We start from the raw sequence: 16,550 nt of genomic DNA, 5'->3' as shown, positions 1-16,550 counted from the left end.
GGCGGTAGCGTCACGCCCTGCAGCGAGTCAATCTTCAGACTATTGAGCGTGTCTTGCATCGTCATTGCTGATGCGAGGCAGACGTCTCATGCGGGTATACGGCGGCGCTACCGCAAACTTGAGCGGGCGCGGACGTGGCCCACTTTCGGCGTGTTACGGCCGTGGCCTTTGATTGGATTTCGGCGCTGCGATTAGCGCCTCTCTTTGCGCTCGCGGCTCACATGATTGCCGAATGCAGATGATGCGGATGCTCGAGCGTTTCGGCGATGATGCGCAACGCTTCCTCGCACTCTTCGCGATTCTTCGAGCCACCAAGGCAGACGCGTACTGCATTTGGCGGATTGCCATCGGTCGAAAACGCGGCGCTGGCAACGGCCGCGATGCCCTGGTTGCGCAACTGCAGCGCCAGCTCGGACGAACTCCAACCGTCGACGCCCGGAATCGGCAGCCACAGATGAAAGCCATCCGCATGCGCATCGTAAGACCAGCCATCGAGGACGCGCGCCGCGATCGTCTGACGGGCTCTGGACTCGCTGCGAATGGCATTGAGCATCTCTTGCGCAGTGCCGTCGATCACCCATTGGGTCGCGAGCGACACCGTAAACGGACTTGCCATGACAGTGGTTGCGCGCAGTGCGCCGGCGAGGCGTTGCGTCTGACGTGGCGTAGGCGCCTGCAGATAGGCGACCCGCAAGCCTGCCCCAAGGCTTTTGGAGAGACCTGTGACGTAGTAGGTCAATTCAGGCGCGAAACTCGCCAGTGTGTCGGGCGCCTGCAGGGGCAACATGGCGTAGGCGTCATCTTCGACGATCGGCACGCTGTAGCGTAGCGCGACATCCGCGAGCGCTTCGCGGCGCTTGTTGGTGAGCGTGAGGGTACTGGGATTCTGCAGCGTCGGATTGCAATAGAACGCACTCGGCTTGTCGGTCTTGCAGAGTGCTTCGAACGCATGAGCAAGCGGCCCTTCGTCGTCGCGTGCAAGCGCCTGTAGGCGCACGCCTAGTTGCGCGGCGATCGCCTTGATGCCTGGATAGGCGAGCGTGTCGAGACAGATCATCGCCCCTGGCCGCGCGAGTTGCGAAACGAGCGCCACCAGCGCGCTGTGAATGCCGGGGCACACCAGCACGTTTTCCGCCGGGCAGTTGGGCAGGCGGCGTTTGAGCCACTCGGCGCCGGCCGCCTTGTCGGCCAGCGAGCCGCCGAAGTCCTGATAGCGAAGCAACTGATAGGGATCGCTATCGGCCATCAGCCGTGCCGCCGATTCGCGCAAACGCGCGGCGTATTCCGCCGGCTCGGGTGGCGTGTTCATCGTCATCTCGATGCTGCTGCCGCCGGAGAGTGGCAGCGTTGCGGTGCGGCCGCGCACGAAAGTGCCGCTGCCGGCGCGCGAATCGAGCAGGCCGCGCTTCTTCGCTTCGGCGTAGGCGCGTGCCACCGTGGTGTAGTTGAGCGACAGTTCGTTGGCCAGATCGCGCAGGCCCGGCAGCCGGTCGCGTGGCCGCAGCCGCCCGGTGGCGAGATCTTCTTCGATCAGATCGGGAATCGCGAGGTAAGCCGGTTTGCGGATTTCGGCGAGGCGTTTGATCCAGTGATGTGTCGGGCTACTCATCGTTTTTGTACGGCTAAAAAGTGATCGCTTTCAATGATCGGATTGATCGTTTCTGGTGAATGACTGCACCGGCTGTGCGCATTGGCATCGTGCTATTGCCCCTGGCTGGTGCGGTCAACGCGGTAAACGGCGCTTCTATTGGCTGCGCTCGCTATACGCAAGCTTCAGGCCAAAAATTTTTTCGGGGCGCTTAACGAATGATCGTCTGTTTGATTGGAAAGTGATCGCATCGGCCCACGCTTTCAATGGCACGGCCGTTGCGTTAGTAAGCGCGGCGCAGACGTCTTGTGGCGCCGTGCTACCACGCGACATTTACCGTTCACGCAAACCACATTGGAGAGTGCCATGCCTGCCGTCAACAAACCGCTGCATCAGAAGGGCGATTACCTCGTCGACTACGAAGAGAAGGTCTTCGAGGATGTGAAGGCCGAGCCGGGCGAAAAAGCGCTGGTCACGTTTCACACGGTGGCCTTTGAAGGCTCGATCGGTTTCGTCAACCTGCTGCAGGCCACCCGTTTGCAACGCAAAGGCTTCGAGACGTCAGTGCTGCTTTACGGGCCAGGCGTCACGCTTGGCTTGCAACGCGGCTTTCCTACGCTCGGCGACGAGGCCTTCCCTGGTCATCTGAACTTCAACAAACAGTTGACCAAGTTCATGGAAGAGGGCGGCAAGGTGTATGCGTGCCGTTTCGCGCTGCAGGCGCTGTATGGACACGGTGAAGCTTCGCTGATCGAAGGCATCCGCCCGATCAGCCCGCTCGACGTGCTCGACATCCAGCTTCTGCATCGTAAGGACAACGCGCTGATCATCCACACCTGGACGGTCTGAGCACGGGCGGCCATCACCATGTCTGAAAAACGCATCGTCCGTGCCGCCGCGGTCCAGATTTCACCGGACTTCGAGCGCAGCGACGGCACACTCAACAAGGTCTGCGAAGCAATCGATCAGGCGGCGCGCGAAGGCGTGCAACTGATCGTGTTTCCTGAAACCTTCGTGCCGTATTACCCGTACTTTTCGTTCGTGCGGCCGCCGGTGGCCTCCGGTGCCGATCACATGAAGTTGTACGAAGAGGCGGTCGTGGTGCCGGGGCCTGTGACACAGGCCGTCGCCGAGCGGGCGCGCCTGCATCGCATGGTGGTCGTGCTCGGTGTCAACGAGCGCGATCACGGCAGCCTCTACAACACGCAGCTGATCTTCGACGTGGACGGCCAGTTGCTGCTCAAGCGCCGCAAGATCACGCCGACGTTTCATGAACGGATGATCTGGGGGCAAGGCGATGCGGCAGGGCTGAAGGTGGTGCAGACTGCCTATGCGCGGGTCGGTGCGCTCGCCTGCTGGGAGCACTACAACCCGCTCGCGCGCTATGCGCTGATGACGCAGCATGAGGAGATTCATTGCAGCCAGTTTCCGGGCTCGCTGGTGGGGCCGATCTTTGCTGAGCAGATCGAAGTAACGATCCGGCATCACGCACTGGAGTCGGGCTGCTTCGTCGTCAACGCGACGGGATGGCTGACCGAAGCGCAGATCGCTTCGGTCACCAGCGACACGGGTCTGCAGAAGGCGCTGCGCGGCGGCTGCAATACGGCGATTGTCTCACCGGAAGGGCAGCATCTCGTGGCGCCGCTGCGCGAAGGTGAAGGCATGGTGATCGCAGATCTCGACATGGCACTGATCACCAAGCGCAAACGCATGATGGATTCGGTGGGCCACTACGCGCGGCCCGAACTGCTGAGCCTCGCGATCAACGAACGGCCGGCCACGACCGTCTCGCCGATGCCTTCATGGGGCGCTTCTGCCAACGCTTTTGCCCCTGAAACAGCCACTGATTTCAACTCAACCACGGGATGCCGCGATGAACGCCAACGAGACCCTGCCAGCCGCGAGCCGGCAATTGATGACTGAGTTGCAATCGGCCGGCCTGCGCCTTGCCGATCCGGGTACAGGCGTCGCCAGCCGGCGCGGTGGCGCGGGGCCGTCGGACCACAAGGCCGTGACGGTGGATGGCGTGACGATCATGGTGCCGGTGCATACCAACACCGCATGGCATTCTCCCTTCGTCGCGGCGCCCGCCGACGCGAGCGGTACCAGTTCACTGCTGCGCGGCACGATTCCGATCGCCAATATCAGCTTCCCGAAGGCGCCGCGCTTCTATGGCATGCAGACGCTCGATGGCGTGCCGTATTCGCACATCGCCACGCTGCATAGTGCCGACGTGCTGGCGACCACGGTGCTGCAGACCTGCATCCGCTACGAGAGCCGTCGCAAGACCTGCAAGTTCTGCGCGATCGGCCAGTCGTTGGCGGCAGGCCGCACGATTGCCCGCAAGAGCCCGGAGCAGCTCGCCGAGGTGGCGCGCGCGGCCGTGCTGCTCGACGGCGTAAAGCATATGGTGCTGACCACCGGCACGCCGCCCACCAGCGACCGTGGCGCGCAGATCCTGTGCGAAAGCGCGTTTGCGATCCGCGCGGCAGTCGATCTGCCGATTCAGGCGCAATGCGAACCGCCGGACGACGACCGCTGGTTCGCCCGCATGAAAGCGAGCGGTATCGATACGCTTGGCATGCATCTCGAAGTGGTGACACCTTCATTGCGCGAACGCATCATGCCTGGCAAGTCGAGCGTGCCGCTGTCGCGTTACATGGAGTCGTTCAAGGCGGCTGTGGCCATATTTGGACGCGGCCAGGTCAGCACTTATATCCTCGCCGGACTCGGCGATACGGCTGAAGCCATTCTGACGATGTCGCGCGAGCTCATCGAGCTCGGTGTCTATCCGTTCGTGGTGCCATTCGTGCCGATCAGCGGTACGCCGCTCGAGGATCACCCGGCCCCTACGCCTGAATTCATGAAGTCGGTTCTGCAGCCGCTCGGGGCGATGCTTTCTGAAGCGGGCCTTCTCTCGAGCGACATCAAGGCGGGTTGCGGCAAGTGCGGCGCGTGTTCGTCGCTCTCTTCGTACGAGGTGTGATCATGTTTGGCGAAGCGATTGCGGGCGCATCCGAAGAACTCGATCTCACACCGGTGTTGTACACGCCGACCGAATTTCGCATCAAATGGACCACGCTGCCGTGGGAAGCTGAGGAGGCCTACAAGCTGCGGCGTGCGGTGTTCTGCATCGAGCAGGGCATCTTTGTCGGCGACGATCGCGACGAGGTCGATGAACGTGCCCAGCAACTCGTGGCGGTGAGCTGTATTGCGGGGATGCCCGAGCAGGTAGTGGGCACGGTGCGCATCCATCAGGAGGCGCCAGGTGTGTGGTACGGCTCACGACTCGCGGTGCACGCGGCGTTTCGACGTCACGGCAAGATCGGCGCGACGCTGATCCGGCTTGCCGTGACGAGCGCTCATGCGCTGGGTTGCGAGACGTTTCTCGCCCACGTGCAGAGCCAGAACGTGCCGATGTTTCAGGCGTTGCATTGGGATGCGCTGGCGCAGGAGACGATGCTTGGACGTCCGCATCATCTGATGCAGGCGCAACTCGAGCACTACCCGCCGTGCACCACTCCGCGCAGCGGCTTTGTTGCGAAATCGCGGAGCGCGTCATGAGCGTGGCGGATCTCGTCGCCGGCTTGCGCGAGAGCCGCGGCTTCCGGCACAAGACCGATATTGCCGGTGTGGTGTCCTCGCTTGCGCGTCAGCTGCCGGGCGGCGCTGGCGATCTCGGCCAGGCGGTGGCAGTGGGCGACGATTGCGCGGCGTTGCCGGATGGTGACGGTTATCTGTTGTTCGCCATCGAAGGGATGGTCAGCGACTTCGTGCAGGCGATGCCGTGGTTCGCGGGCTACAGCAGCGTGATGGTCAACGTCAGCGATATCTACGCGATGGGCGGCCGTCCGCTCGCGGTGGTGGACGCGCTCTGGAGCAATGGCATCGAGGCGGCGCATGAGGTGCTCGCGGGGATGGCGGCGGCTTCGGTGGCGTACGGGGTGCCGATTGTGGGTGGGCACACCAATGCACGCAGCGATCAGGCGCAACTGGCGGTGTCGATCCTCGGCCGCGCCAAGGCGCTGCTGTCGAGCTTCAACGCGCGTCCCGGCGATCGTCTGCTGATGGCGGTTGATCTGCGTGGCCGCTTCGAAGAACCGTATCCGTTCTGGAATGCTTCGGTGGGCGCGCCGGCTGCGCGTCTGCGAGACGATCTGGAGTTGCTGCCGCGGCTGGCGGAGAACGGACTGTGCGACGCGGCCAAAGACATCAGCATGGCAGGCACGCTTGGTACGGCATTGATGTTGCTCGAATGCTCGCAGGTCGGCGCGCGTATCGATCTCGATGCAATTCCTAAACCGGCTGACGTGCCCCTGGCACGCTGGGTTACCGCGTTTCCGAGCTACGGCTATCTGCTCGCGGTGCGCGAAGAACACGTCGAGCGCGTGCAGGCCCAGTTCGTGGCGCGTGCGCTTGATTGCGCCGTGATTGGAACGGTGGATGCAACGCGCGAGGTTGTTGCGCATCGCGGCGATGACGCCGCCGTGTTGTGGGACTTTAGCGGCGAGCCGTTTATTGTCCCGACGAATCAGGTGCTGCAATGAACACGGGCACATTGCGCATCGGGCTGCTGACGCATTCGGTCAATCCGCGCGGTGGCGTTGTGCATACGCTCGAACTCGCGAGCGCACTCAGCGCGCAGGGCCACGATGTCACGGTGTTCGCGCCAGCTACGAACGGCGAGACGCTATTTCGTACGCCGCCTTGTCGTGTGGTGTATGCGCCCGTGATCGGGTCGCAAGCCGGTACGGTAGCGCTGGTCGACGCGCGTATTCGTGCCTTGAAACGCAGTGTGCTTGAGCACGGCACGAACGCGTTCGATGTCTTGCATGCCGAGGACAGCATCAGCGGCAACGCGTTGGCGGAACTCAGGGAAGAAGGTGCGATCCACGGTTTCGTGCGCACTGTGCACCACCTGGATCACTTCGACGATCCACGCCTCGCGGCATGGCAGGAACGTGCGTATCGCGACGCGGATCAGGTTTTGTGCGTGAGCGACACATGGACGCGTGAAATGCTCAGCCGTTATGGAATTACTGCGGTCACAGTACCGAATGGCGTCGATCCAACACGTTTCACGTCATATACATCGTCTGCCGACGAGGTCATGCAGCAGCAACTCGGACTCGGAGCAGGCCCGCTGATTCTCGCGGTGGGTGGCGTCGAAGCGCGCAAGAACACGCTCGCGCTACTTCATGCATTTGCCGCAGTGCGCACAGTGTTTGCCGAGGCGCAACTGGTCGTCGCGGGCGGGGCCAGTCTGCTCGATCACGATGCATACACGCGGCGCTTTATCCAGCGAGCAGCGGAACTAGGTTTATCTATCGGACCGCAGGAAAGCATTGTCGTCACCGGGCCTCTTGAAGATGCTGCGATGCCGGCGTTATTTCGCAGCGCCGACGTGCTGGCGATGGTATCGGTACGCGAGGGCTTTGGACTCGTTGTCCTGGAGGCGCTCGCCTGCGGCACGCCGGTTGTTGCGTCGGCGATCGCACCGTTCACGGAATACCTCGATAGCGCCACTTGCTGCTGGGCTACGCCGACCGACACGAATTCAATTGCCGCAGCGCTGCTGCACGTGCTCAACGGCGAGCATGCCACCGATTTCACCCATGCGGTGCCCGCGCTGCTCGCCCGCTTTAGCTGGGCCGCGAGCGCGCACCGTCATGTCGACGTCTACCGCGCATGGCTGGCACGCCGGCCGCTAGCGGTGCACTAAAGTCACTTGCACAAAGGAATTCCCATGCCTGTCATGCACTTTCGCATTCAATGGCCCGATGGCGAGGAAGCGAACTGCTATTCGCCGTCACAGGTAGTCAGCGACTTTTTTACGCCGGGCCATATGTATCCGCTCGACGATTTCGTCAAACGCTCGCGTGAGGCGCTCAACATTGCTTCGGAGCGGGTGCGGCAGAAGTATGGTTTCGCGTGCTCGGCAGCGATGGATCAACTCGCGCAGATCGAACACGACGCGCAGCGCTTTCGCGACCACGCGGACGCCACCGTGAAAGTCATCGAACTGGTCTGAACGTTATTACTTGCAAGGACGCATCATGTCGAACACAGCGCATTCCATGAGCGCGGGTCCACGCGGCAATGGCCATTACAGCGTGCTCGTCGTTGGCGGCGGGCAGGCGGGCCTGTCGGTCAGCTATTACCTGAAGCAGGCCGGCGTCGATCACCTCGTGCTCGAAAAGCAGACCGTCACGCACACCTGGCGCAAGCAGCGCTGGGATGCGTTCTGCCTCGTCACGCCGAACTGGCAATGCGCGTTGCCAGGCTACCCGTACTCCGGCGACGATCCGCATGGCTTCATGAAAAAGGACGAAATCATCGCGTACCTCGATGGCTTCATTGCGATGGTGGATGCACCGCTGCTCGAGCACACCCAGGTCAGCCGCGTGAAGCGCCAGGAGGATGGCAGCTATGCGGTGGCCACCTCGCAGGGTGATTTCACGGCTGACCACGTCGTGGTGGCTTCAGGCGGCTACCACACGCCGATCGTGCCACGCATGGCAGAGCGTCTGCCAGTGCAGATCGTGCAGCTGCAGTCGTCTGAGTATCGCAATCCGCAGGCGCTACCAGAAGGTGCGGTGCTGGTGGTAGGCTCAGGGCAGTCCGGTGCGCAAATCGCGGAGGACCTGCATCTGGCCGGCCGCAAGGTGGTGCTCGCCGTAGGCGAGGCGCCGCGCTGCGCACGCTTTTATCGCGGGCGCGATGTGGTGGATTGGCTCGCGGATATGCAGTACTACGATATGCCGGTAGAAAAACATCCGTTGCGCGAAGGGGTGCGCGACAACACCAATCACTATGTGACCGGCCGCGACGGTGGACGCGATATCGACTTGCGCCGCTTCGCCGCCGAGGGCATGGAATTATACGGGCGGCTAGAAGATCTGCGCGATGGACAGTTGCATTTCCAGCCGAATCTCGCGGCCAATCTCGACGATGCGGACGACACGTATAACCGCATCAATGCAAGCATCGACGCTTTCATCGAAAAGAATGGCATCAGCGCGCCGCCGGGCGCCCCCTACGAGCCGTTATGGCAGCCGCCGCACGAACGCGCGACGCTCGAACTTGCAGCGAGCGGTATTACATCGATCATCTGGTGTATCGGCTTTACGCCCGACTTTAGCTGGATCGATGCGCCGGTGTTCAACGGGCGCGGCTATCCGGCCCATCACCGCGGCGTGACGCCGGTCGAAGGATTGTATTTCGTCGGCTTGCCGTGGTTGCATACATGGGGCTCGGGCCGCTTCTCGGGAATTGCGCGCGATACGGAATACGTCGTGCAGGCGCTTCTGGCAAAAGAGCGTGAGCGGGCCGCGACGTGTGCGTCGATGGCGGCTTGAGAGGCGTGACAAAACAAAACTGCCTGGACTGCGCAGAAGTCTCGCAGTTCAGGCAGTGTTTCGACGGTTAGCGATTTAAGCGTCGCTATCCGATGCTCAAGCGCCCAATGCCGGATCGCTAAAGCTGCTGTGTCCCGTTTCGACGTGGCCACCAAGGCGCCGCGTGAAGGTCGGGTCGGTATCGACGGTCACCGTCAGGTCGTACCAGCCATAAGCGGCGCGCAGGTCGAGATAGATCTCGTCCGTCTTGCCGCCGGCCACCTTTTGCCGGATCACCATGCTCGGATCGTACGCATTGGTGATAGTGAACTCGCAGTGTGCCGTACCCTGGTTCTCGAGACGCAACTGCAGATTGCCGTTGGCGACATCGTAGCCTTCAGCCACTTCCGGATTGGCCACTTCCGATTTGCTCCACCAGTTCGACGCTGCCACCGGCTTGCCGGCGAAGCGGCGCAGATAGCCGTTCGGGCCGTACACGGTGTAGTCGTAGGTGCCGTTGGCGTTGAGCGGCAACTGGTCGTCAAGGCGCTTGCCGGCTTCGACGGTGTAAGTGAGCGGTGCCGTGCTGCTGTTGGTCGAATAGACGAGGAACGCTGCGCCGGCCTGTCCGCTGTTCACGAAGCCCAGTGCGATCTTGCCTTGCGATGCGCCGCTGCGCAGCCGCACGAAGAATTCGTAGGGCAGTGCGCGCGCCGGGCGCACGCCGGGTTCCTGCTTCGGCACGGCCTGCACGAGCGGCGGAACCGGCACATAGTCCGGATGACGCAACTGGTCCGGCGGAGCGTAGCCAGTCGTGCTCGGCAGCGTCGGCGTGGCGTCGTTCGGATTGACGAAGTTGAATGCGGACATCAGGTCACCGGACACCGCACGGCGCCACGGCGTGATATTCGATTCGCCGAGGTCGTGATTGTGGCCGAAGCGCTTTTCGATAAAGCGGATCACCGACGTGTGGTCGAACACTTGCGAGCACACATAACCGCCCTTCGACCACGGCGACACCACGATCATCGGCACGCGCGGACCCATGCCGTACGGGCCGTTCACATTTTCGCCGGCCGGATATTGGCCGTTGCCCAGATAGATCTCGTTGGTGTTGGCGACAGTCGACAGGCCGTTGGCGCTCGAAGCCGGTGCGAACGGGGGCGGCACGTGATCGAAGAAACCATCGTTTTCGTCGTAGTTGATGAGCAGCACCGTCTTGCTCCACACCTCCGGGTTGGAGGTCAGAACCTGCAGCACCTGATCGACGTACCATGCGCCGTAGTTCGCGGGCCAGTTCGGATGCTCGGAATACGCTTCCGGAGCGACGATCCACGAGACTTGCGGCAGCGTATTGTTGGTCACATCCTGCTTGAGGATATCGAAGTAAGTGCCGCCGTTTGCCACGTTGGTGCCGGTGCGCGCCTTGTCGTACAGCGGATTGCCCGGCGTCGCGTTGCGATACTGGTTGAAGTAGAGCAGCGAGTTGTCGCCGTAGTTGCCGATATACGCATCGGAGCCCCAGCCCCACGAACCGGCCGCGTTCAGGCCGGTGCCGATATCCTGATAGATCTTCCACGAAATACCGGCGTTTTGCAGCACTTCCGGATACGTCGACCAGCCGTAGCCGAGCTCGGAGTTGTCGATCACCGGGCCGCCGCCGCTGCCGTCGTTACCCACCCAGCCGGTCCACATGTAGTAGCGGTTCGGGTCGGTCGGTCCCAGCAGCGAGCAGTGATACGCGTCGCAAATCGTGAATGCGTCGGCCAGCGCGTAATGGAACGGAATGTCGTCGCGCGTCATGTACGCCATCGTCGTGGTGCCCTTCGCAGGCACCCACTGGTTGTACAAGCCACCGTTCCATGCCGTGTGCGTGGTGTCCCAGTCGTGCGCCAGATCCTGCAGGAACTGCAGGCCGAGATTCGGCGCGCTCGGACGGAACGGCAGCACGTAGCCCGCGTCAGCGGTAATGCCTTCGGTGAGCGGTTGGTACCACACCGGGTTGCCGGTGGGCAGCGTGATGGCGCGCGTGTCGCCAAAGCCGCGCACGCCGCGCAGCGTGCCGAAGTAGTGGTCGAATGCGCGGTTTTCCTGCATCAGGATGATGATGTGCTCGACGTCCTGGATATTGCCTTTGGCGTTGTTGGCGGGAATCGCGAGTGCGTTGCGAATGCCGAGGGGCAGCATGCTCAACGCGGTTGCAGAACCCGCAGCCGAGGCGGCTGCGCGCAGAAAATCACGGCGATTTTTTGATGTCATGTTGGGCTTCGATCTTCAGGGAAGGAATATGCGCGACGGTGAGCAACGGGTAGAACCGGCGCGGGGAGTCGGACGACCTTAATCAACGGTGTGAATCACGGGTGTTACAAGACTGTCGGATGCCGCGGCTCCGACCTGGGCGGCGGTCGGCGGCGGTGTCTGGAAGGCGTTGGGCGGCAGCCCGGCTGCTGCCGCCGGCGCCGCCTGGGTGGCAACGTTTTGCGGCATCGCGTAGGGCGCGGGCGGCGCGGAGTTGACCTGATCTGAGGTCGTCGTTGCCGTTTCAGGTGCCTTGTCGTCGTCGTTGCTGCATGCGCTCAAAGTGACGCTTACGCAGACACACAATGACGCCGCCAATGCCGCTCTTCCGAACGTGCGCAGCCGCGCGCGTGGTGCTGCCGCCAAACGTTTACCCGGGGGTTGGGATTCGAACAGCTCGCTTCGCTCAGACCTGGAAGACATGGGAGGCCTTTGACGGTATTGGGGGGACATTGGCCAAGGTGACGCACCCCGGCTCAGCACCGTCGAAGGATAACTACTTACCTGTGTAAGATTTATGAACGTTGGGGAAGAAGTTGTAATTGTGTATGTTTGCGCAATTAACCACTTTGCGTGGTCGCGACAGACCTGACAAACGCGACGATCGCCGCGTTGAGCGCGTCAGGCGTGTCGCGATGCGGCGAGTGTCCGCAGGCATCGAGCTTGAGGAGATGTGCCTGAGGTACGCACGTGGCGATCGTATCGAGGTGCGCCATCGTGCCGTAGTGATCGTCGTACCCCTGTGCTGCAAGCAACGGGCAGCGGATCGCGCGTAATTCCTCGGCAATGCTCCACGTTCTGTAAGCTGGGCTCAACCAGATGTCGCTCCAGCCGTAGAACGCCGAATCGACATCGGCGTGAAAGCGGCTGAGCTTCTCGCGCAGGCCGGCGTGCTCGTAGGCCGCTTTGGTCTCGGCGATTCCTTGCAGCGAAATATCTTCGGCGAACACATGCGGCGCGATAGAGATAGCGCCTGCCAGCAGGCGCGGAAGCGAAGCGGCGTATAGCAGCGCGATCGAAGCGCCGTCGCTATGGCCGATCACCGACATGCGTGCGCGTTCTTCGGGCCCGATACGCAATGCTTCCAGCAACGCCGGCAAAACGTCGCGTGCCTGAATGCTCAGATAATCGACCGGCCAGACGGTATCGCGTGGTCGCGGCGTCGAGTGGCCATAGCCGGGACGCGAATAGACGAGACCACGCATGCCGAGCTGGTCGCAGAGCTGTTGCGGCCAGCCGCGCCACATGGCAATCGAGCCGAGTCCTTCATGCAGAAACAACGCGATCGGCGCCGTGCGCAATTCGGCATTGATCCACTGGTATTCGATTCGCAGCGCCTCGCGTGTGGAGGTGGCCGGCAAGATGGCGAATTCGCTTGCGGTTGCTGTGCCGTCCGTTGCGGCCTGGGTGTGCATGCGTGACAACGTCGTTACGGTTGAGTCCGGTTCGCAGCAGGCGATACCGCACCGCATGCACGAATCACCAGTTGCACCACTTCCTCGGTGGAGGCTTCGAACGCCTTCTGCGTCAGCGCACGTTTGCCGCCGAGTGCCAGAATCTGCGCGTCGAAGTCGGCGTAGTGCTGAGTGGTCGCCCAGATCATGTACATGAGGGTTTGCGCGCTCACGGGTGCGAGCAAACCGCGTGCGATCCAGTCGTCGATCACTTTCACGCGGCTCTCGAGCCAGGGCTTCACACGTTGCGTGAGAATATCCTGCATATGCTCCGCACCGTGGATGATTTCGTTGGCCCACACTTTCGAGCCCAGTGGCCGCCGCCGCGACAACTCCATCTTCACCCGCACATAGCCGCTGATCGCTTCGACTGGATCGTCGCTGCCCTCGAACGTATCCGCGGCACGATGCCAGTCTTCGAACAGATCTTCGAGCACCCTGCGATACAACGCCAGTTTCGTAGGGAAGTAGTAATGCAGGTTAGCTTTCGGTAAGCCTGCACGTTCGGCAATCATCGCCGTGCTGGCGCCTTCCAGTCCCCGCTCGGCGAATACCGCTTCCGCACAGGCCAGCAGATGGGCCTCGTTCGATTCGCGGATGTGCGCCTTGCGCCGCCGCAAAGGTGTGGGGGTGTCGTCGTTTCCCGCGATGTCGGCTGCCACTTCGTCGTGTCTCATTGTTGGCCTCGCGCGGCTCGTATGCCGCGTCGCGCTTCATTCTAGTCGTTCGCAAGATTTTGGACACGCTCATTCGCTGCGCGCCAATGCGGCATGCTGCATCGCAATGGCACGCTTTTCGCTCTATATGCCCACGTACGAAAAGCATTGATTTGGCGGCGTTAATCGTCTACAACCTGTCCAATCGGACAGGATTGGATGAGCGGGCGATACCCCAGGGTTAGCCCTTTGCCGGGTGCGGGTGAGAAGGCGATCCACGTGCACCGCAGCCGTGCGAAAACGCCCTAAAATCAGCCGTAAATGCACCAGTTTTATTTGGCGCGATGTGTGATCGCAGCAGAAAGGTCGGTTCATCGAAAGGAGCGAGACGAATGAACGCGGTATCCGAGGCGTTAAAGCATGCTGAACCCGATACGTCGATCAAGGTCGACGGCAAGCGTCTGTGGGACAGCCTGATGACGATGGCGAAAATCGGCGGGACACCTAAAGGCGGCGTCTGCCGCCTGGCGCTAACCGATCTCGACAAGCAGGGGCGTGACCTGATCGTAAGCTGGGCCAAAGAGGCGGGCTGCACGGTCACGGTGGATCAGATGGGCAATGTCTTCATGCGGCGTGCCGGGCGCAACCCGAACGCGCTGCCGGTCATGACCGGCTCGCATGCGGATTCGCAACCCACCGGCGGGCGTTTCGACGGCATCTACGGTGTGCTGGGCGGACTTGAAGTGATTCGCAGTCTGAACGATCACGGCATCGAAACCGAACATCCGATCGAAGTGGTGATCTGGACCAATGAGGAAGGCTCGCGCTTTGCTCCGGCGATGGTCGCCTCCGGTGTGTTTGCCGGCGTGTTTACGCTCGAATACGGCTTGTCGCGCAAGGACGTGGACGGCAAGACGATCGGCGAGGAACTCAAGCGCATCGGCTATGCAGGCGATGTGCCGTGCGGCGGCCGGCCCTTGCATGCGGCGTTCGAGCTGCATATCGAACAAGGGCCGATTCTCGAAGCGGAACATAAGACGATCGGCGTCGTGACCGATGCGCAAGGGCAGCGCTGGTACGAAATCACGCTGACCGGCCAGGAAGCGCACGCGGGCCCGACGCCAATGCCGCGCCGTCGCGACGCGTTGCTCGGCGCGGCACGGGTAGTCGATCTCGTCAATCGCATCGGGCTCGACAACGCGCCGTTCGGTTGCGCGACCGTCGGCATGATGCAGGTGCACCCGAACTCGCGCAATGTGATTCCGGGCCGCGTGTTTTTCACCGTGGACTTTCGTCATCCTGACGATGCCGTGCTGGCGAAGATGGATGCCGCGCTACGCGAAGGCGTCGAAAAGATCGCGAGTGGCATTGGCCTCGAAACCGAGCTCGAGCAGATTTTCTATTACAAGCCCGTCGCTTTCGACGCGGCCTGCGTGAAGTCGGTGCGCGCCGCCGCGCAGCGCTTCGGCTATCCGCATCGCGACATGGTGTCCGGCGCGGGACACGACGCCTGTTATCTGTCGCAGGTCGCACCGACCTCGATGGTGTTTGTGCCATGCGTCGACGGTATCAGTCACAACGAGATCGAGGACGCCACGCTCGAATGGATCGAAGCCGGCGCCAATGTGCTGCTGCACGCCATGCTGGAGCGTGCCTGCGAACCGGCTTCATGAGCTTTGAAGGATGAAGGGGGCGCCGCGCCGCGTATTTCAACCGGGCGTTGGCGCCTTTAGAAAGGCCTGACCGCATCACCTATAAAACAAGCCGTCCCGACTGCGCTCGCGTGCAGCCGGCGGGTACGGCTACGTCCTCACATTCAAGAAGGAACGTGTATGGCCATCAAGCAAACCGGCGACATTGCCCCGCATCGGCTGTCGCCCGAGCAGCTTTCCTGCGAATTCGCCGATATCTCGCCCTTGCTCGATCCGGCCGCCGCAGCGGTGGCGGCGAGCCGCTGCCATTACTGCTACGACGCTCCATGCATTCAGGCGTGTCCGACGCAGATCGATATTCCCAGTTTTATCCGCAAGATCGGCAACGGCAATCTGAAAGGCGCGGCCCACGACATTCTTTCGGCGAATCCGTTGGGCGGCATGTGCGCGCGGGTCTGTCCGACCGAGATCCTGTGCGAAGGGGCATGCGTGCGCAATCATCAGGACGAGAAGCCGGTGGCGATCGGCGCGCTGCAACGTCACGCGACCGATTGGGCGATGGCGCGCGGCGAGGTGCTATTCAGGCGCGCGGCCGACACCGGGCGTCATGTGGCCGTCGTCGGCGCGGGTCCGGCGGGGCTGGCATGTGCGCATCGGCTGGCGGTGGCGGGGCATCGCGTGACGATTTACGACGCGCATGAAAAGCCTGGTGGTCTTAACGAATACGGCATCGCTGCGTACAAGACGGTCGACGATTTCGCCCAGCGCGAAGTGGCGTGGCTGTGCTCGGTAGGCGGCATCGAAATCAAAAACGGTGTGACGCTTGGGCGCGACCTCAGTCTCGATGCGCTGCGCAAGCAACATGACGCGGTGTTTCTGGCGATCGGCCTGACCGGCGTGCGCGAGTTGGCGCTGGAAGGCGAAGCGCTCGGCGGTGTGCTTGACGCAGTCGATTTCATCGAGCAGGTGCGTCAGGCGAGCGATCTTGCGACGGTGCCGGTTGGCCGCCGCGTCGTCGTGATCGGCGGTGGCAACACGGCGGTGGATGCCGCGGTGCAAAGCCGCAAGCTGGGTGCCACGACGGTGACGATGGTCTACCGTCGCGGTGTGGAGACGATGAGCGCGACGTGGGCTGAACGCGAGTTTGCGCAGAGCCAGGGGGTGACGCTCATCACGCATGCGAAGCCGGTTCGCCTGATCGGCGGTGACGGCAATGTGACGGGTGTGGAGTTCGAGCGCAACTCGGCGGAGGGCAGCGAACGTTTCGTTTTGGAGGCGGACATGGTGTTAAAGGCAATCGGCCAGACGCTGGTGGCAGTGGGCGTGGAGCGTGACCTGCTGACACTCGATGGCAGCCGGATCGCCGTCGACGCGAACGGGCAGACCTCATTGCCCGATGTGTGGGCCGGTGGCGATTGCGCCGCGACGGGCGGCGTCGATCTGACTGTGCAGGCGGTGCAGGACGGCAAGCTTGCCGCCGCCGCCATCGATGCGCACTTCGCCCGCACGGCAGTCAAGGCCGCCTAGCGATCCGCAAGCGAGCGCACTGCGCCTGGCAAAGCCAC

General features: G+C 62.4%; 14 protein-coding genes and 1 pseudogene. 10 read left to right on the top strand and 5 right to left on the bottom strand.

The genetic code is table 11. The features are described 5' to 3' along the window. Positions 1-217 precede the first annotated feature (217 nt). A complete protein-coding gene (locus tag P3T24_RS09745; RefSeq protein WP_429434129.1) occupies positions 218-1,609 on the bottom strand; it encodes a PLP-dependent aminotransferase family protein in 1,392 nt (463 codons plus the stop codon). Between the two features lie 345 nt (positions 1,610-1,954). Here P3T24_RS09745 and P3T24_RS09740 point away from each other — a divergent pair, with 345 nt between their 5' ends. From P3T24_RS09740 to P3T24_RS09705, 8 genes are read left to right on the top strand one after another with little or no spacing between them, the layout of a single operon-like run. Next, on the top strand, positions 1,955-2,437 hold the full coding sequence (locus P3T24_RS09740; protein ID WP_074264016.1) for an MSMEG_0572/Sll0783 family nitrogen starvation response protein: 483 nt from the start codon (positions 1,955-1,957) through the stop codon (positions 2,435-2,437). Between the two features lie 18 nt (positions 2,438-2,455). Next, entirely contained in the window at positions 2,456-3,511 is a 1,056-nt protein-coding gene (locus P3T24_RS09735; RefSeq protein WP_429434126.1) for a Nit6803 family nitrilase, read from the top strand. Then, complete coding sequence (locus P3T24_RS09730) at positions 3,504-4,574, top strand: MSMEG_0568 family radical SAM protein (RefSeq protein WP_429434309.1); 1,071 nt, start codon at positions 3,504-3,506, stop codon at positions 4,572-4,574. Before P3T24_RS09735 ends, P3T24_RS09730 begins: the two co-directional genes overlap by 8 nt. Positions 4,575-4,576: 2 nt before the next feature. Further along, complete coding sequence (locus tag P3T24_RS09725; protein WP_074264019.1) at positions 4,577-5,152, top strand: MSMEG_0567/Sll0786 family nitrogen starvation N-acetyltransferase; 576 nt, start codon at positions 4,577-4,579, stop codon at positions 5,150-5,152. Beyond that, entirely contained in the window at positions 5,149-6,135 is a 987-nt protein-coding gene (locus tag P3T24_RS09720) for a sll0787 family AIR synthase-like protein (RefSeq protein WP_429434123.1), read from the top strand. Before P3T24_RS09725 ends, P3T24_RS09720 begins: the two co-directional genes overlap by 4 nt. Further along, positions 6,132-7,310, top strand: coding sequence for an MSMEG_0565 family glycosyltransferase (locus tag P3T24_RS09715; protein ID WP_429434120.1), 1,179 nt, complete (start codon positions 6,132-6,134; stop codon positions 7,308-7,310). Before P3T24_RS09720 ends, P3T24_RS09715 begins: the two co-directional genes overlap by 4 nt. Before the next feature lie 24 nt (positions 7,311-7,334). Beyond that, entirely contained in the window at positions 7,335-7,619 is a 285-nt protein-coding gene (locus tag P3T24_RS09710; RefSeq protein ID WP_074264022.1) for an MSMEG_0570 family nitrogen starvation response protein, read from the top strand. A 25-nt stretch (positions 7,620-7,644) separates the two neighbouring features. Continuing rightward, positions 7,645-8,946 carry an MSMEG_0569 family flavin-dependent oxidoreductase gene (locus P3T24_RS09705; RefSeq protein ID WP_429434117.1) on the top strand — a complete coding sequence of 434 codons (1,302 nt, stop codon included), beginning with the start codon at positions 7,645-7,647 and terminating at the stop codon, positions 8,944-8,946. A 96-nt stretch (positions 8,947-9,042) separates the two neighbouring features. Here P3T24_RS09705 and P3T24_RS09700 read toward each other — a convergent pair whose 3' ends face one another. From P3T24_RS09700 to P3T24_RS09685, 4 genes and pseudogenes are all read right to left on the bottom strand, one after another. Further along, positions 9,043-11,184, bottom strand: coding sequence for a phosphocholine-specific phospholipase C (locus tag P3T24_RS09700; RefSeq protein ID WP_074264024.1), 2,142 nt, complete (start codon positions 11,182-11,184; stop codon positions 9,043-9,045). A 78-nt stretch (positions 11,185-11,262) separates the two neighbouring features. Continuing rightward, positions 11,263-11,505 (bottom strand): hypothetical protein, encoded by a 243-nt coding sequence (locus P3T24_RS09695; protein ID WP_143787484.1) that lies wholly within the window; start codon positions 11,503-11,505, stop codon positions 11,263-11,265. Between the two features lie 278 nt (positions 11,506-11,783). Next, on the bottom strand, positions 11,784-12,638 hold the full coding sequence (locus P3T24_RS09690) for an alpha/beta fold hydrolase (protein WP_429434114.1): 855 nt from the start codon (positions 12,636-12,638) through the stop codon (positions 11,784-11,786). Between the two features lie 14 nt (positions 12,639-12,652). Next, positions 12,653-13,394: pseudogene (locus tag P3T24_RS09685) on the bottom strand (TetR family transcriptional regulator C-terminal domain-containing protein). A 331-nt stretch (positions 13,395-13,725) separates the two neighbouring features. On the opposite strand from P3T24_RS09685, the gene P3T24_RS09680 reads away from it, so the two are divergent. Both P3T24_RS09680 and P3T24_RS09675 read left to right on the top strand, forming a co-directional pair. Continuing rightward, positions 13,726-15,006, top strand: coding sequence for a Zn-dependent hydrolase (locus P3T24_RS09680; RefSeq protein WP_429434112.1), 1,281 nt, complete (start codon positions 13,726-13,728; stop codon positions 15,004-15,006). 159 nt (positions 15,007-15,165) lie between these two features. Then, on the top strand, positions 15,166-16,512 hold the full coding sequence (locus tag P3T24_RS09675; protein ID WP_429434109.1) for an NAD(P)-dependent oxidoreductase: 1,347 nt from the start codon (positions 15,166-15,168) through the stop codon (positions 16,510-16,512). Positions 16,513-16,550 lie beyond the last annotated feature (38 nt).

Origin of the sequence: Paraburkholderia sp. GAS33, from assembly GCF_050436645.1 — a bacterium.
GTDB lineage: Bacteria > Pseudomonadota > Gammaproteobacteria > Burkholderiales > Burkholderiaceae > Paraburkholderia > Paraburkholderia phenazinium_B.
This window is presented reverse-complemented; position numbering and strand designations above follow the sequence as displayed.

Excerpts from the sequence above, each read along its gene's own strand:
- P3T24_RS09745 (WP_429434129.1), bottom strand. The coding sequence starts at position 1,609 with ATGAGTAGCCCGACACATCACTGGATCAAACGCCTCGCCGAAATCCGC.
- P3T24_RS09740 (WP_074264016.1), top strand. The coding sequence starts at position 1,955 with ATGCCTGCCGTCAACAAACCGCTGCATCAGAAGGGCGATTACCTCGTC.
- P3T24_RS09735 (WP_429434126.1), top strand. The coding sequence starts at position 2,456 with ATGTCTGAAAAACGCATCGTCCGTGCCGCCGCGGTCCAGATTTCACCG.
- P3T24_RS09730 (WP_429434309.1), top strand. The coding sequence starts at position 3,504 with ATGACTGAGTTGCAATCGGCCGGCCTGCGCCTTGCCGATCCGGGTACA.
- P3T24_RS09725 (WP_074264019.1), top strand. The coding sequence starts at position 4,577 with ATGTTTGGCGAAGCGATTGCGGGCGCATCCGAAGAACTCGATCTCACA.
- P3T24_RS09720 (WP_429434123.1), top strand. The coding sequence starts at position 5,149 with ATGAGCGTGGCGGATCTCGTCGCCGGCTTGCGCGAGAGCCGCGGCTTC.
- P3T24_RS09715 (WP_429434120.1), top strand. The coding sequence starts at position 6,132 with ATGAACACGGGCACATTGCGCATCGGGCTGCTGACGCATTCGGTCAAT.
- P3T24_RS09710 (WP_074264022.1), top strand. The coding sequence starts at position 7,335 with ATGCCTGTCATGCACTTTCGCATTCAATGGCCCGATGGCGAGGAAGCG.
- P3T24_RS09705 (WP_429434117.1), top strand. The coding sequence starts at position 7,645 with ATGTCGAACACAGCGCATTCCATGAGCGCGGGTCCACGCGGCAATGGC.
- P3T24_RS09700 (WP_074264024.1), bottom strand. The coding sequence starts at position 11,184 with ATGACATCAAAAAATCGCCGTGATTTTCTGCGCGCAGCCGCCTCGGCT.
- P3T24_RS09690 (WP_429434114.1), bottom strand. The coding sequence starts at position 12,638 with ATGCACACCCAGGCCGCAACGGACGGCACAGCAACCGCAAGCGAATTC.
- P3T24_RS09680 (WP_429434112.1), top strand. The coding sequence starts at position 13,726 with ATGAACGCGGTATCCGAGGCGTTAAAGCATGCTGAACCCGATACGTCG.
- P3T24_RS09675 (WP_429434109.1), top strand. The coding sequence starts at position 15,166 with ATGGCCATCAAGCAAACCGGCGACATTGCCCCGCATCGGCTGTCGCCC.